We start from the raw sequence: 15,566 nt of genomic DNA on the forward strand, positions 1-15,566 counted from the left end.
GTAAATTATTGAACATTCAATCAATTCCGCAAAAATAATATTTTTAACAGAAATTTAACGGCATATCGAAAAGGGAAAATATCATTTACGTTTAATTTGTATTGATTCTAAATAACCTGTTTGGTATAGTTTTTTAATTTGTATAAATTTGCGGAAACAAGTTTAAATGAGAAATTTGATTAAAATATTTTCGATATTATCATTATTTAGTTTTTATAGTATTGAAGCCCAGCAGGTTGTTAAAAAAGATACGCTTTCAGGAACAGAGCTTGTCATCACTATGGATTCCAAAATAAATGCAGCTTTGGAAGGTGTTGAGGATAAATGTTCAAGGGTTATTACTAATAATCCGGCCAAAGATTACAGTAATAATGACTCTGGTATTTCTGCCGGAACGAGTACAAAACCTAATAAAATTTATGTTCCGAATAGGGAATTGACGAATGCAGAAATCTGTAGAAAAAATCCTAGAATTTTGGGGTATAAAATTCAGATTACAACAGTGAAAAGTAATGAAGAAGCTAATGAAGTGAAATCTTATTTCAGAAAAAGATTTCCTAACCTGAAAGTAGAAACAGATGCTTCTTTGAGACCCAATTATAAGATTTTAGCAGGAAGTTATTTTACTAAACAAAGTGCTTCAGGTGATCTTTCTAAAATAAGAGAGTACTTCAAGTCTGCAGTAGCTGTTCAGTATAGAATTTTCTGTTCAGAAGCAAAATAATATTGAAGATTTCAAAATATAAAAGCCGGAAATATTCCGGCTTTTTTTATTGATAATAGGTTTCTAGAAACCAAAAGAATTCTGACATTCTGAATAGATTATTTGAGAGTAAATAAACCAATAATAAACCGGTAATAAGTGTTAAAAAAGCCATCATTTTTGGTGATGATCTGTATGCGTAAAACAACCATCCGATAAGCAATGGGTATACAAAAATAAAGTGTCCGCCGTAAATGTATGAAGTGTGGAGCCCGAATCTCATAATACAATGGATGAAGATGTCAAACAGGAAAGAAATTGTAATAACCTGAACCCATTTGTTTTTGAAATTCTTTATATAACTCCAACTTATCAGTATCAATATTACAGCTATAAGAATATATGAAAATATGGATGTATAAAGATCCATATAAAGACCTTTAAAGTTAAATCCTTTCATGTTGTGTTTGTCAGATAGAATGAAACCAGGGAACAGGATATTGCCACCAAAAAAGAAAGAAAGTATCATATCCCAGGTCGGCATAGACTCCACATTGGAGAACTTTTCGTACTGTTGGTTTGTTTTCGAAAAAATATTCTGGTATTTAAAATCAATCCTATAGAGGTAAAGGAATATATATACAATGACCGCTATCATTCCTCTTAAAATAGCCCAGCCTATTTTTTTCCAGCTTTTAAAAAGTCCTTTTTCAAAGAATACCGGAATAAAAACCTTTACAATATTAGTAATGGTAAGCCCTCCAATGGTAATGCCTGCCACTGATAGTGCTGTTGCAGGAATTTTTTCTTCTTTTCTGAGCTTTATTGCGGCATAATAATTATACAATGAAAGTAAAAACAGGGTGTAAGTGAAATTTTCCGGAGTAAATGAAAGAACAATGTTGGTAGAAAAGATTCCGAAAAATACTATAATCAGGAGGCTGTAAGGTAACGGAAGCCTGATGATGTTCTTAAGGTATTTAAAAACCTGAATAACATTTAAGGTGATGATGAAGTTGCTAAGCCAGGCGAGAGACAGTCTGAAAGTCATATTCATCTTTCCGCCGGAAATAAATAGGCAGAATTCTCTGATCCAGGTGAAAAAATAATAGGATAGAGGATGTCTTTCAAAGCTGCCGCCAGTCATCAGGATAGATTTGTTATCAAAACTGAAATAGGCATCCCATGGGATTCGGCTGTCAAAAATGATTCTGTAATGAACGGCAATATAAGAACCGAGGATTCCGTAACAAATAATGAAAAAGAGAAAAACAGCCAGTTCGGTATAAGTGGACGGGAAAACCAGCCTGAAAAAGTTGATAAATTTTGTTTTGATAAATGACACGCGTCTTATTTTTTTGCAAAAGTAAAATAAAAAACCACCATAATTGGTGGCTTTATGAAGATTGTATACACGTGGTGATTATTGTTTGATAATTTTTTCTGTAGCGGAAGTCCCATCTGCAAATTCTACTTTCATCAGGTAGGCTCCTTTTGGCAGGGATGAGATATCTGTGGTTGCGGATTCCGTTTTATTAAGCATTTTACCGGACAGGTCAATAACTGAAACTGATTTTATTTTATTATCAGTTTTAATAGTGATCTCTCCTTTTGTAGGGTTAGGGTAGATTACAGTGTTTGTTTTTGCTTTTGAAACTTCATTAGTACCAAGTGTTCCTGAAGTAGTAATATTTACATCATCAAGCATGAACATGTATTTGTCTGAAGACATGTATTGAAATCCTATTTTTACCGTTTGTCCGGCATACGCATCCAGATTAATGGTTACTTGCTGCCAGGCAGCATAGGGAGCTGTTGATGTTGCTGGTGAGGAAATGATGGTGAAGTTAGAGGCTGCTGTTGGATTTCCGGTTCCGGTATAAACTCCCACTTTATAGTTTTCTACAAAAGCAGGAGATAATGCTTTTACCCAGAATGTCAATACATTTGAGCTGGCTCCTAAAGTCACTGCTGGAGTTATCAGCCAGTCATTATTGGCAGAAATACCTCCGGCGGGTACACCAGCCCATGAGACGGCACATTTTTGCCCTGAATGTGGACTGAAGTTTCTTATTTCTTCATCAGCAGCAGTTGATGTCAGATTGTTGGTTGCATTACTGGTGGAAAGATTAAAAATCTGAAAAGCCATAGGTTGTCCGGCATTTGCCCAGGCTGGAGACCAGGTAGGTGATGCTGTGCCTCCAATTACGGGGCCTCCGCCTGTATAAGTATTTAAACCGTCCAGATCTAATGTAGACCAGCTGCCAAAGTTATTAATAGAAAAATCAGTATAGGATTCGAATCCTTCTTGAAGCAGAACTATTTGGGAGTTCACTGCTATTCCTAATAATAAGCTTAATGAAAGTATAGTTTTTTTCATATTAAAAAATTTTCTAAAATTAGTGAAAATATTTAATATGATATAAATAATTCATTTTTTAAGAGCTTTTGTGGTATATTTTTCAAGAACTGCACGAAAGTGTAGAACATCCTGCGATATTGTCATAGCCAGATGGTCTTTTAGCTGAAAACTCAGGATATATTTCTTCGTATGGGTTTTCCAATGCTTTAGTTAATTTCTCCAGCATTTCTTTTTGGCCATTGTTTATTTCCTCAATGCATTCATAGAGCAGATAGTTTCTTAGAATGAATTTTGGATTTGATTCTGCCATCATTTGTAGAGATTCTTCTCCCGAAATGGTATTTGAGCTTACCCTGGATTTATATTTTTCAATAAATTTTTTAAGCTTACCCAGTTTTTCTTCATTCAAAAAAGTATAGGAGATCTTGCTGAAATGTTCTTTTAAATCTATTTCTGCGGTTAATTTTTCCAGCAGATTAAAAAATAAAGTATGATCTAACTCCAGTTCCTGCATTAATCCCTGCCAGTTGGTGAAAAATTCATCATCATCTTTTCTCAGCTCGTCAAAACCAAATTTTCTGCAGAGCATTTTGTCATGAGCTTCCCAGAAATAGCTGCCATATCTGTTTAATGTATCTTCTAAAAACCTTTCATCTTTGATGATAGGATGAAGTGCGTTAGCCAGTTGCCACAGGTTCCATTGAGAAATTTGTCCCTGCTTCCCAAACGCATATCTTCTGCCGGGAAGATCAGTAGTATTGGGTGTAAAGTTTAAATCATATTCGTCCATCATAGAATAGGGACCATAATCAATAGTGAGACCTAAAATTGACATGTTATCAGTATTCATTACGCCATGTACAAATCCAACCCTGAACCATTCAGCCATGAGGTCTGCTGTGCGGGTGCATATATTCTCAAAGAAATCTTTATATTTTTGAGTGCCTGATGATTGGATTTCCGGATAATAATTTTCAATAGTAAAATCCAATAGGTCCTGCAGTGTCTTGTATTCCTGTTGGGCAGACATCAGTTCAAAATGGCCAAAACGGAGAAAGCTTTCAGCAGTTCTTATAACCACTGCTCCTTTTTCCAGTTGTGGATTTCCATTATACATGATATCACGAACAACATTTTCTCCGGTAAACGCAAGGCTTAAAGCTCTGGTGGTAGGAACTCCCAAATGGTACATTGCTTCACTCATCAGGTATTCCCTTACGGAAGATCTCAGAACGGCTCTCCCGTCAGCATGCCGGGAATAGGGTGTTGCTCCGGCTCCTTTCCATTGTATTTCTGTCCTTTTGCCTGAAGTATTGGTTATTTCACCTGCAATGATGGCCCTTCCGTCTCCAAGTTGGCCTGCCCAATTTCCAAACTGATGTCCTGCATAAGCTGTGGCATAGGTCTGAACATTGTCAGGAAGGTTATTTCCAACCAGGAAATCGAGATCTTTTTCTTCGAACCTGCCTAATCCTATTTCTTCGGATAATGGCTCATTAAAAGCGATTAACTGAGGCTTATCAAATCCCGCAGGTTTAATGGTTGAAAATAAAACCTTTGGAGTATTTCTCTGCATAGGGTTGTTGGAAAAATCTCCAGGAAATTTCTTGATAAAAGGTTGGCTGATGCGTTCAATATTCATACATCAAAGGTATTAATTATAAAAGAAAAGACCTTCCGAATTATTGAAAGGTCTTATGTATTTCTAAAAGAGAATTTATTTATTAAAATCTACCTCATCGTTTGAATGAAGGTTTTCATTGATATTCTCTTCTTTCTTTTCTGTAGATTTTTTAGGAGTGGGATCTGCCGGCCTTGGATTTTTGATCTCATCAATGGTCTGAAGGCTTCCGTCGTCTCCATATCCACCGCCTAGTCCTTTAAGGTTTGAACAGCCGTCTTTCCAGTCTGAAGGCTTGGTAAACTTATCATCCGGAGTAATTCCTAATGTTTTGTCTGCCCATACTTTCTTCATGAAGATCGCCCATATCGGTAACGCCATTCTCGCCCCCTGACCTTCACCGGTTCCGAAGAAGTGGGTTGCCCTGTCTTCCCATCCTACCCAGGCTCCTGTTGCCAGTTTAGGAGTGATTCCCATAAACCAACCATCGGAGTTGTTCTGTGTAGTACCTGTTTTTGCAGCAATCTCAACACCTTTTGATATTCCTCTTCTTCCCAGTTCTCCTGAAGCTGTACCATATTGTGCAACACCTTTCATCAGCTCGATCATAGTGTAAGCATACATTGGGTTCATTACTTCTTTAGGCTCTACGTTTACTTCTTTAATAACTCTACCGTTAGCATCTTCAATTCTCCAGATCATTTCCGGTTTATTGTAGTTTCCATAGTTGGCGAAAGTACTGTAGGCACCTAACATTTCATAGATGGTAATATCTGATGAACCAAGAGCAATGGTGTTGTTTCTAGGAATATCTTCTGTTACCCCCAGGTCTCTTGCAGTCTGGATAACAGCGTCTACACCTGTCATTTCTATAAGTCTTGCGGCAATCGGGTTTTGAGAATGTGCTAAACCATCTTTTAAAGTAAGCATTCCTCCTCTTCCCGGTACATGCCATCCGTTATGGTCGTAAGTCCCGTTAGAAACCGTTGAACAAGGTGTCATGCCTAGTTTCATAATAGCAGTTGCATATACGAAAGGCTTGAAGGTAGATCCTACCTGTCTCTTACCTTGCTTAATATGGTCATACTGGAAGTGCTGCCAATCGATACCCCCTACCCAGGCCTTGATCTCTCCGGTTCCCGGAACCATAGACATTAAGCCTGCCTGTGCAATCTGTTTGTGATATCTGATAGAGTCCCAAGGAGACATTTCAACCTCTTCTTCCCCTGCCCACGTAAATCTTGATGTTTTGATCGGTTTTTTAAACTCCATCATGATAGAGTCATCAGGCATACCGTCAGCTTTTAACAGTTTGTATCGGCCGGTTCTTTTCATAGCCTGAACCATTACATCATTAATCTGCTTGTCTGTAAGGTAGTAGAAAGGTCTGTTCTTTCTGCCTCTTTGCTCAGCATCAAATCTTTTCTGAAGATCAGTTAAGTGTTCCTTAATTGCTTCCTCTGCATATTTCTGCATTTTAGAATCAAGGGTAACATAAATTTTTAAACCGTCTTTATATAGATTAAGTTTTTTTCCGGTTTCCTTTTCGTGAGATTCAAGATATTTATCAATCTCTTTTCTCAGGTAGAATTTGTAATAAGCAGAATATCCGTCAGTGATGCTTTTTATTGGATGGAAATCTACTTCTACAGGAGTGTTGATTGCCTTTTCGTATGTAGCAGCATCAATATATCCTGTTTTCTGCATCTGATCCAGTACCACATTTCTTCTCTCCTTCGCTTTTTCAGGATATCTGTAAGGATTGTTTTTTCTAGGGTTTTCCAGCATGGCTACAAAAGTTGCAGCTTCCGGAAGCGTAAGTTCAGAGGTCTTTTTGTTAAAATAAACTCTGGACGCCATTTCAATGCCGTTAGCGTTGAATAAGAAGTCGAACTTATTGAAATAAAGAGTGATAATCTCCTCTTTGGTATATCTTTTTTCAAGACTTACAGCTACTACCCATTCTTTCAGTTTCTGGAATGCTCTTTCTATTTTATTTTGAGAAGCTGTTCCTGTGAAAAGAAGTTTTGCTAACTGCTGGGTAATGGTAGAACCTCCACCACGCCCACCACCGTAAGCCACGGCTCTGGCGATAGAGTACAAATCTATTCCTGAATGTTCTTTAAAACGTTCATCTTCTTTTGCCTGAAGGGCGTAGATAAGGTAAGGAGGAAGGTCCTTATACACAATAGGCTGAGTTTTTTCTTTCTCAAATTTCCCAAGTGTTACCCCATCTGAAGATATGATTTCAGAAGCTACGAAGATATCCGGGTTTTCAAGTTCCTTTACATCAGGCATTTCACCAAGGAATCCCTGGGAAACTGCAAAGAAAAGTCCTGAAATCCCTAAAACCACCGCAATGAGTCCAATCCAAATAAATGAGACCCATTTTTTCCAAGAGGTGTCCTTTTTTTTGGGAGGCAGAGGAAATGTTTTCCCCTTATTTCCTGCATTTTTATTGTTTACTTCCATTTATGATTACGGTTTAGCCGTTTCTATTTTTATCCCAACATCCTCAATTCCGGGAAGGTTGTCATTTCTCATCGCCTGAATCAGGCCGATTTCATATTTTCCCTTCGCTGGAAATCTGTAATTTATTTTATACTGAAACAACGTTTCTTTTGTGTCACCAAAGCCCGTACCAAGCCATTCTCCGTTTGGCTTTGCTAAAATATAGTTCAGGGTATCAGTCTCCTTTTTTTTGTTTTGAAGGTTGGTGAAATTTACAATAAACCTTATATTGCTGTAAGGGTAATTATTGTTATTTCTTACGACAAATATAATATTTTTAGGATTCTGCGGATCTGAAATTTCAAGATTAAATTTTTGTTCACTTTTCTTATTCCACTTATTGTCAACGGAATTCATGATAACATCTTCTCCTGAAGAAGAGGTACAGCTAAAGAAAAGGATAAAGGTGAATAATCCTAAAATGTTACGCATTTTTATCTTTTTTTGGAGGATATTTCTTTTTAAATTTTTTCTTGTTCGGATTGCCTTGCTGAGCTTTATCTGTATCAGGATTACTTTCAGCTCTTACCTTTTCCACAGGTGCTTTTTGTTGCTGTTGCGGTTTTGGCTGTCTTGGCTGGTTTCCGGAATTGGCATTAGGGTTTTCTGGTTTTTCAGATCTGTTAGGTTTTTCCTGTCTTTCAGTTCTGTTTTTCTTTTGCCCTTGTCCTTGCCCCTGATTTTGATTATTATTCTGCTTATTCTGGTTGTTCCTGTTTCTGTTGTTCCTGTTTTTCTTCTCGAAGCGATCCACATTGTTTTCCTGGATCAGGTCAATGCTTTGAGAGGATGTTTCAGGCTGCTTCAATTCTTCCAGAGGAAGTATTTTTTCTCCTCTTTTGTTTTTTGAAATCAGTTTTTTAACAAGATCAATGTCGAAATCATACCAAGCAATGGAGTTTTCTACATAAGCAAACCACATTTTCTTTTTGAAGACATCTATTTTAATACAGAAGGCTTTTCCTTTTTCTGTTTCCAGCGTGGTGGAAGAAGATGGGAAGTTGCTTAATGCATCCAGGTAGCTGTCAAGCTCATAATTAAGGCAGCATTTAAGCTTACCGCATTGTCCTGCAAGTTTCTGGGGGTTAATGCTTAACTGTTGGTATCTTGCCACGTTGGTATTTACAGATCTGAAGTCTGTAAGCCATGTAGAACAGCAAAGCTCACGTCCGCAGGAACCAATTCCGCCTACTTTAGCCGCTTCCTGTCTGAACCCGATTTGTTTCATATCGATCTTGGTTCTGAAAGCTCCGGCATAATCTTTAATCAGCTGTCTGAAATCTATTCGGTTATCAGCTGTATAATAGAACGTTATTTTTGAAGAATCTCCCTGATATTCAACATCAGTTACCTTCATTTCAAGACCTAATCTCTGGGCAATTTTTCTTGCTTCGAGCTTTACAGCGTCCTCTTTTTTTCTTGCTTCCTGCCATACCTCAAGATCCTTTTGGTTGGCCTGTCTGTATATTTTAAGTGCTGATTCTTCAGAAAATTTTTTCTTTTTCATCTGAATCTTTACTAATTCTCCCGTAAGGCTTACTACGCCTACATCGTGTCCCGGACTAGATTCTACTGTAATTACGCTACCTATATGTAAAGGAATATTATTTACATTCTTATAAAACGATTTTCTGTCATTTTTAAATCTAACTTCTACAAAATCACACCTGTTTGGTGCCGGATTGTTGATGTTAGAAAGCCAGTCAAAAACACTTAATTTATAACTATTCCCGCAGGTATTTACATTTTCACAGCCATTTGCGGTTTTTTTAGGACCACAAGAATGTGCAGAATCGCCGGATGTTTTGCATCCACAACTCATATTACTATTATTTATAATCTTGCAAATTTATGTATTTTTATCTTTATGCAATTCTAAAATACTTAAATAACCTGAATTCCGGGTAAAACATTTTTATATTTTAGTAAAGATATGAAGAGCATGTTCTGAAGAAGGCGTGTTCAAAAGGTTTATTAAACCGGTTTTGATGATTTCAAAATGCTGGGTTTCCCGAAGGATTTACTGTTGGCCACTTTAACATTTTTTCAAATTTTTACTTCTCTCGTTGTTTTGAAAGCTGATAATTCACTTGTGTTAAACATTTGTTTAAGATTAAACGATTTCATCCATTCCTTATTTGTGTTTCTATAAGATATTGTTAATTACTTATTTGTGGTTTGTTATGTTTAGAATGCTATTTTAAACATAGTTTTCTTTTTGCATATTGTTTAAAATGTTAGGAAATATTAACAGGTGTATTCAAAATAATTTTATATTTGGGTTATATAATAATAGTCTATGAAAAAAATATTAGTATCAACTGCTTTATTGGCGGGCGTTTTATCTTACGCAGGAGGCTTCAGGGTTTCTCTGCAGGGGGTAAAGCAATTGGCAATGGCGCATACTAGTGCTCATGCCGAAGATGCAAGTGTTGCATTCTTCAACCCGGCAGGTATGTCATTTATTCCTTCCAGGCTGAGTGTAGTGGCAGGAGGGTTTGGTGCAAGTAATAAAGTTACTTTTCAAAACTTAAATACTTTGCAGAGTACAGAGACGGATAACCCTCTGGGAACTCCGGTCTATGCAGCAATTACTTATAAACCAATTGAAAAGCTATCTGTAGGTTTCAGTTTTTCAACACCTTTCGGAAGTACGATTAAATGGCCGGATAACTGGGAAGGTAAGGAGATGGTACAGAAAATGGAGCTGAAGAGTTATTATTTCCAGCCGATGGTCTCTGTAAAGCTGGCTCCCTGGTTAGCTTTTGGGGCGAGTTACATCTATGCAAGAGGAAAAGTAGACTGGGATAAAGCTGTAACCCAATTTAACGGACAGGTAAACATTAATGACGAAAAAGCAAGCGGACACGGATATGGATTTGGTTTCTATTTCAGACCTGATCCGAAATTGGATGTGAGTATTGCTTACCGCTCAGCAATTGATATGAAGGCTAAAAACGGAACGGCTACATTCAAGTTCCCGACTCAGACACCATATTCATTATTAAAATTAAATGCTGCAGGACAGGACGGGTTCTCGGCAACACTTCCATTAGTTGAAGAATATACAATTGGTTTAACATACAAAGTGACACCAAAATGGCAGGTTTCTGCTGATTTCAACTATCATGGATGGGAGAGATACAGCAGGCTCGTTCTGGATTTTGATAATGCGCCGCTTGCAACTAATAATCCATCAGATCCTACAATACTTGTTAATCCTAAGAACTTTAAAAACTCTAAAACTTTCAGATTAGGAACTCAGTATGCATTCACTGATATGATCTATGGACGTTTAGGTGCATATTATGATGAGTCTCCTTATTCTAATGAAAACTTCATACCGGAAACACCTTCTTTTGATACATATGTAATTACAGGTGGGGTAGGATTTAAACTGAAGCAGTTTGGAGTTGACATTGCAGGAGGATATGCAATGCCTCAGTATAGAAACGTAAATAATGCTAACCTTGGATTCTACGGACAAGCAAAAGCAAGAGCGTTCTATTTTGGTCTAGGTTTATCTTATAATCCTTTTTAATTTAAAAGACTATGAAAAAAATTATAATATCAACAATAGCAGTTTCTGCACTTCTTTTTACCGTAACAAGCTGTAAGACGGATTTTGATACGGATGTAAAAGATATACAGGTGTCAAAAGGAAGTGCTGATTTCTCAAAATATGTTGCTTTAGGAAATTCACTTACTTCGGGCTATAGAGATGGAGCGCTTTATATAGACGGACAAAATGAATCTTATCCATCTATGATTGCTCAGCAAATGAAACTTGTAGGTGGAGGAGAGTTTAAGCAGCCTTTAATGGGAGATAATAACGGAGGATTACTTCTTCCTCTGGGAGGCAGTGCTACACTTCAGATTCAAGATACAAAGCTTTATATAAAAGGTTTTGTTGATGGAGCTCCTGATATTGGTCCGGTTAATAATAATAAGGCCGCTAATTTAGTAACCAATTTTGTGAAAGGACCCTTCAATAATATGGGAGTTCCGGGAGCAAAGGTCGCTCATTTATTAGCACCGAAATATGGTGATGTTGCGGGAATCGCAACAAAAACGGCGAACCCTTATTTTGTAAGATTTGCTTCTTCACCTAATGTATCAGTAATTGATGATTTTGTTAGTCAAAATCCTACATTCTTCTCATTATGGATTGGAAATAATGATGCTTTATTGTATGCCTTGGCAGGTGCAGACAGTTCTATTGAAACTTTAACACCTCCTGCTCAGTTTAAAACATATTATGATCTGCTGATTTCCAAAATTGAAGCAACAAAAGCTAAGGGAGTTATTGCCAATATTCCAAGTGTAACTTCTATTCCTTCTTTAACAACAATTCCAACCAATCCTTTAACCTCTGCTGTTTTAGGAAAAGGAAACGTTGCCGTTGGAGAAGCAACAATCGATGACTTAAATAAGAATGTGTATGGGCCATTAAGCCAAATCTTAACAGCATTAGGTGCAGGAGACAGAATTAAACCTCTTTCTAAAACAGCAGCCAATCCATTGTTGATTAAAGATGAAAGTATTCCCAATTTAGGACCGCAAATCACTGCAGCTGCAGCTGGTTCCGGAAATCCAACTTTAGTGATGCTTGCTGCTTATCTTGGTGCTACTTATGGACAAGCAAGACAGGCCAAGGCAGGAGATCTTGTTCCTTTAACAACAAAAGCAGCCATTGGTACACTTGAGACCCTTCCTGCAGGTATTCCGGCATCACTTGGAGCCAGAGGGATAGCTTACCCATTTGCGGATAAGTATATTCTGATTCCGTCTGAAATTAAAGAAATTAATGATGCTATTGATGCTTACAACGTAACAATAAAGGCTGCAGCAACAGCAAAAGGATATGCTTTTGTGGATGCAAATGCTAAACTTAAACAATTGGCAGCAGACTCGGGAATTTCTTGGGATGGTGTAAAATATACAGCTAAATTTGTTTCAGGAGGAGCATTCTCTCTGGATGGGGTTCACTTAACAGGTAGAGGGTATGGTGTTATTGCCAACGAATTTATTACCGCAATTAATGCAACTTATAATTCGTCATTACCTCTTGTAGACCCTAATAAATACTCGGGAGTTACACTACCATAATTATTGATTAAATAAAAACTTAAAAACCACAGGAGTAAATCTTGTGGTTTTTTTTTAAATTTGCAAAATCTTTTAAAAAGTAAAAATGGCCGATCAGTTAAGTTATCTATTTTGTACAAGAACCAGCAGGGACTTGGCAGAGAAAATTGCCCAGAGTTATGGGAAAGAATTAGGAAAAATCAACTTTCAGGAGTTCAGCGACGGGGAATTTGAGCCTGTTTTGGACGAATCTGTAAGAGGTGGAAGAGTTTTCCTAATCGGATCTACATTCCCGCCTGCAGACAATCTTTTAGAACTTCTTCTAATGATTGATGCAGCAAAAAGAGCTTCTGCAAAGAGCATTACCGTTGTAATTCCTTACTTCGGGCTTGCCAGACAGGACAGAAAAGACAAACCAAGAGCGCCGATCGGTGCCAAGTTAGTTGCTAACCTTCTTACAGCAGCGGGAGCAACAAGAGTAATGACAATGGATCTTCATGCAGATCAGATTCAGGGATTCTTCGAAATTCCGGTAGATCATCTTTATGCTTCTACTATTTTCGTAGATTACATCAAATCTTTAAATCTTGATAATCTTACGATTGCTTCTCCGGATATGGGAGGGGCAAAAAGAGCAAAAAACTATGCCGGTCACTTAGGAGCAGAAGTAGTAATTGCTTATAAAGAAAGAAAAAAAGCAAACGTTGTAGAAGAGATGTTCCTTATTGGAGATGTTACAGGTAAGAACGTAATTCTTATTGATGACATGATTGATACTGCAGGAACGCTTTGCAAAGCAGCTGATATCCTGATTGAGAAAGGAGCAAAAACAGTAAGAGCTATGGCTACTCACGGAGTGCTTTCAGGAAAGGCTTACGAGAATATTGAGAACTCAAAAATATTGGAAGTTATTGTAACTGACTCAATTCCTGTTAAAAATAATTTGTCATCTAAAATAAAAGTGCTATCTTGCGCCCCATTATTTGCGGACGTTATGACAATGGTTCATGAGCACAAATCAATCAGTAGCAAGTTTGTTATTTAATTGATTTTGAATAGTTTACAAATTAAATTAAGAACAATTTTTTAAATTTTTTATAAATGAAATCTATTACAATTCAAGGTACAAAAAGAGAAAGCGTGGGCAAAAAGTCTACAAAAGCTTTACGTGATGCTGAATTAGTTCCTTGTGTTGTTTATGGAGGTGAGGCACCTTTAAACTTCTCTGCTGAAGAGAACGCTTTCAAAGGATTAGTATACACTCCTGAAGCACACACGGTATCTATTGAAGTTGACGGACAAACAATTCCAGCTGTTCTTCAGGATATTCAGTTCCACCCAATTACAGACAAAATTCTTCACGTTGACTTCTACCAGTTATCTGACGATAAGCCAGTTATTATGGAAGTTCCAGTAAGAATTACAGGACGTTCTAAAGGTGTTGTTGCTGGTGGTGTTTTACGTCAGTCTTTCAGAAAGCTAAAAGTAAAAGCTATCCCTGCTAACCTACCTGACGAGATCGTTGTTGACGTTACTCCATTAAGAATCGGTAACAAACTTTACATCGGTGGTATCAAAACTGAAGGATATTCTTTCATGCACCCGGACAATGCAGTAGTAGTTGCTGTTAAGATGTCTAGAAATGCAATGAAAGGAGGTGCAGCTGCAATGGATGATGAAGATGAAGAAGAAGTTGCAACTGAAGAAGGAGCAGCTCCAGCAGAAGAAACTGCAGCAGAATAAGAATTGCTTATTTAAACAATATAGAACCCGTCTTTTTTTGACGGGTTTTTTTTATTTGTAATATTTCAGGATAAGCTATAAGTAATTTTACTTTTTATCTTTTGCTTCATTAGCTTCGCTCACTATTTCTCATTGAATATTTCTATCAACTGACAAGTATCAGGCTATATCTTCATGCTTCCTTTCGGAAAAAAAGCCGTAAATTTGAAGAGTTCTAAATAAGGGCGTTTTAATTTAAAAAATAAATAAATGTTTGACATTCAGGAAATAAGAAGCCAGTTTTCTATATTGGACAGAGAAGTGAATGGTAAACCGTTGGTTTATCTGGATAATGCAGCTACATCTCAAAAGCCAAATTCGGTTTTGGACGTCTGTCACGCATATTATACGGAGCTTAATGCCAATGTTCACAGAGGAATCCATACATTAAGCCAACTCGCAACAGAAGAAATGGAACTTTCCAGAAGGAAGATCCAGAAGTTCATTAATGCAGAACATGATTTCGAAGTTATATTTACAAAAGGAACAACGGAAGGATTGAACCTTATCTCTTATATTTTAACGCAAAAATTGCAAAAAGACGATGAGATTATTATTTCTTACCTGGAGCATCACTCCAATATTGTTCCATGGCAGTTGCTTTGTGAAAGAACCGGGGCAAAACTTCGTGTGATTCCTATTGACGAAAACGGAGTTCTTCAGTTAGATTATTTTGATAATTTTTTAAGTGAAAAAACAAAGGTAGTTTCTGTTAATCAGGTTTCCAATGCATTGGGAATTGTAAACCCTATTGAGGAAATCATTGCCAGAACAAGAAAGAATACGGATGCTTATGTTGTTATTGATGGAGCACAGTCTGCCCCTCACTTCAATATTGATGTTCAGAAACTGGATTGCGATTTCTTTGTATTCTCGGGACATAAAATGTATGCTCCTATGGGAACGGGAATTTTATACGGAAAGCGTGAGATATTGGAAGCTTTACCGCCATTCCATGGAGGTGGAGAGATGATTGCAACATGTTCTTTTGAAGGGACAACCTACGCAGGGTTGCCATTTAAATATGAAGCCGGAACGCCCAATGTAGGCGGTAATATTGCTCTGGGAGCAGCTGTTGATTTTATGAACAGGGTAGGGCATGAGAATATTCAGAACCATGAAAATGCTTTATTGGAATATGCTCAAAGACATCTTTTAGAAATTGAAGGTCTGAAAGTATATGGTGAAAAAGCGAAGAGAACAGGAGTTGTTTCCTTTAATCTGGAAGGAATAGGGATTTCTTCCGACGTAGGAATGATCCTGGATAAAATGGGTATTGCTGTAAGAACCGGACATCACTGTACGCAGCCTATCATGGAGTTCTTTAACATTGCCGGTACGGTAAGAGCCAGCTTTGCTGTTTACAATACCTTTGAAGAAATTGATCTTTTAGTGGAAGGCGTTAAAAAAGCCCAGAGAATGCTGAGTTAATGATCTATAGTATAAATATAATAAAGCCCTGCCAATAATGACAGGGCTTCTTTATGATCTGAACTTTC

At 37.2% G+C, this 15,566-nt stretch carries 12 protein-coding genes; 6 read left to right on the plus strand and 6 right to left on the minus strand.

Going from position 1 to position 15,566, the window contains the following annotated elements; all coding sequences use genetic code 11:
• Positions 1 to 166 precede the first annotated feature (166 nt).
• Positions 167 to 724, plus strand: a complete 558-nt coding sequence (locus EG339_RS06265) for an SPOR domain-containing protein (protein WP_123869362.1) — start codon at positions 167 to 169, stop codon at positions 722 to 724.
• A gap of 46 nt (positions 725 to 770) precedes the next feature.
• Here EG339_RS06265 and EG339_RS06270 read toward each other — a convergent pair whose 3' ends face one another.
• The 6 genes from EG339_RS06270 to EG339_RS06295 form a co-directional block, all read right to left on the minus strand.
• Positions 771 to 2,048 (minus strand): DUF6080 domain-containing protein, encoded by a 1,278-nt coding sequence (locus tag EG339_RS06270; RefSeq protein WP_228459710.1) that lies wholly within the window; start codon positions 2,046 to 2,048, stop codon positions 771 to 773.
• Between the two features lie 78 nt (positions 2,049 to 2,126).
• Positions 2,127 to 3,083, minus strand: a complete 957-nt coding sequence (locus EG339_RS06275; protein ID WP_123869363.1) for a T9SS-dependent choice-of-anchor J family protein — start codon at positions 3,081 to 3,083, stop codon at positions 2,127 to 2,129.
• A gap of 82 nt (positions 3,084 to 3,165) precedes the next feature.
• Positions 3,166 to 4,707, minus strand: coding sequence for a protein adenylyltransferase SelO (locus EG339_RS06280; RefSeq protein WP_123869364.1), 1,542 nt, complete (start codon positions 4,705 to 4,707; stop codon positions 3,166 to 3,168).
• Positions 4,708 to 4,782: 75 nt separating this feature from the next.
• Positions 4,783 to 7,158, minus strand: coding sequence for a transglycosylase domain-containing protein (locus EG339_RS06285; protein ID WP_123869365.1), 2,376 nt, complete (start codon positions 7,156 to 7,158; stop codon positions 4,783 to 4,785).
• Between the two features lie 6 nt (positions 7,159 to 7,164).
• Positions 7,165 to 7,629, minus strand: coding sequence for a gliding motility lipoprotein GldH (locus tag EG339_RS06290; protein WP_123869366.1), 465 nt, complete (start codon positions 7,627 to 7,629; stop codon positions 7,165 to 7,167).
• Positions 7,622 to 9,019: a PSP1 domain-containing protein gene (locus EG339_RS06295; RefSeq protein WP_123869367.1), complete on the minus strand. Its 1,398-nt coding sequence runs from the start codon at positions 9,017 to 9,019 to the stop codon at positions 7,622 to 7,624. The genes EG339_RS06290 and EG339_RS06295 overlap by 8 nt, the downstream gene beginning before the upstream one ends.
• Positions 9,020 to 9,496: 477 nt before the next feature.
• Between EG339_RS06295 and EG339_RS06300 the strand changes: the two genes are divergently transcribed.
• The 5 genes from EG339_RS06300 to EG339_RS06320 all read left to right on the plus strand — a co-directional run bounded on the left by EG339_RS06300 (position 9,497) and on the right by EG339_RS06320 (position 15,498).
• Positions 9,497 to 10,738: an OmpP1/FadL family transporter gene (locus EG339_RS06300; protein ID WP_123869368.1), complete on the plus strand. Its 1,242-nt coding sequence runs from the start codon at positions 9,497 to 9,499 to the stop codon at positions 10,736 to 10,738.
• 11 nt (positions 10,739 to 10,749) lie between these two features.
• Positions 10,750 to 12,306, plus strand: coding sequence for an SGNH/GDSL hydrolase family protein (locus tag EG339_RS06305; protein WP_123869369.1), 1,557 nt, complete (start codon positions 10,750 to 10,752; stop codon positions 12,304 to 12,306).
• An 85-nt stretch (positions 12,307 to 12,391) separates the two neighbouring features.
• Entirely contained in the window at positions 12,392 to 13,330 is a 939-nt protein-coding gene (locus tag EG339_RS06310; protein WP_047098691.1) for a ribose-phosphate pyrophosphokinase, read from the plus strand.
• A 56-nt stretch (positions 13,331 to 13,386) separates the two neighbouring features.
• Complete coding sequence (locus tag EG339_RS06315; protein WP_123869370.1) at positions 13,387 to 14,028, plus strand: 50S ribosomal protein L25/general stress protein Ctc; 642 nt, start codon at positions 13,387 to 13,389, stop codon at positions 14,026 to 14,028.
• A gap of 249 nt (positions 14,029 to 14,277) precedes the next feature.
• Complete coding sequence (locus tag EG339_RS06320) at positions 14,278 to 15,498, plus strand: cysteine desulfurase (protein WP_123869371.1); 1,221 nt, start codon at positions 14,278 to 14,280, stop codon at positions 15,496 to 15,498.
• Positions 15,499 to 15,566: the final 68 nt, after the last annotated feature.

Source organism: Chryseobacterium bernardetii (genome assembly GCF_003815975.1).
GTDB classification, from domain to species: Bacteria; Bacteroidota; Bacteroidia; order Flavobacteriales; family Weeksellaceae; genus Chryseobacterium; species Chryseobacterium bernardetii.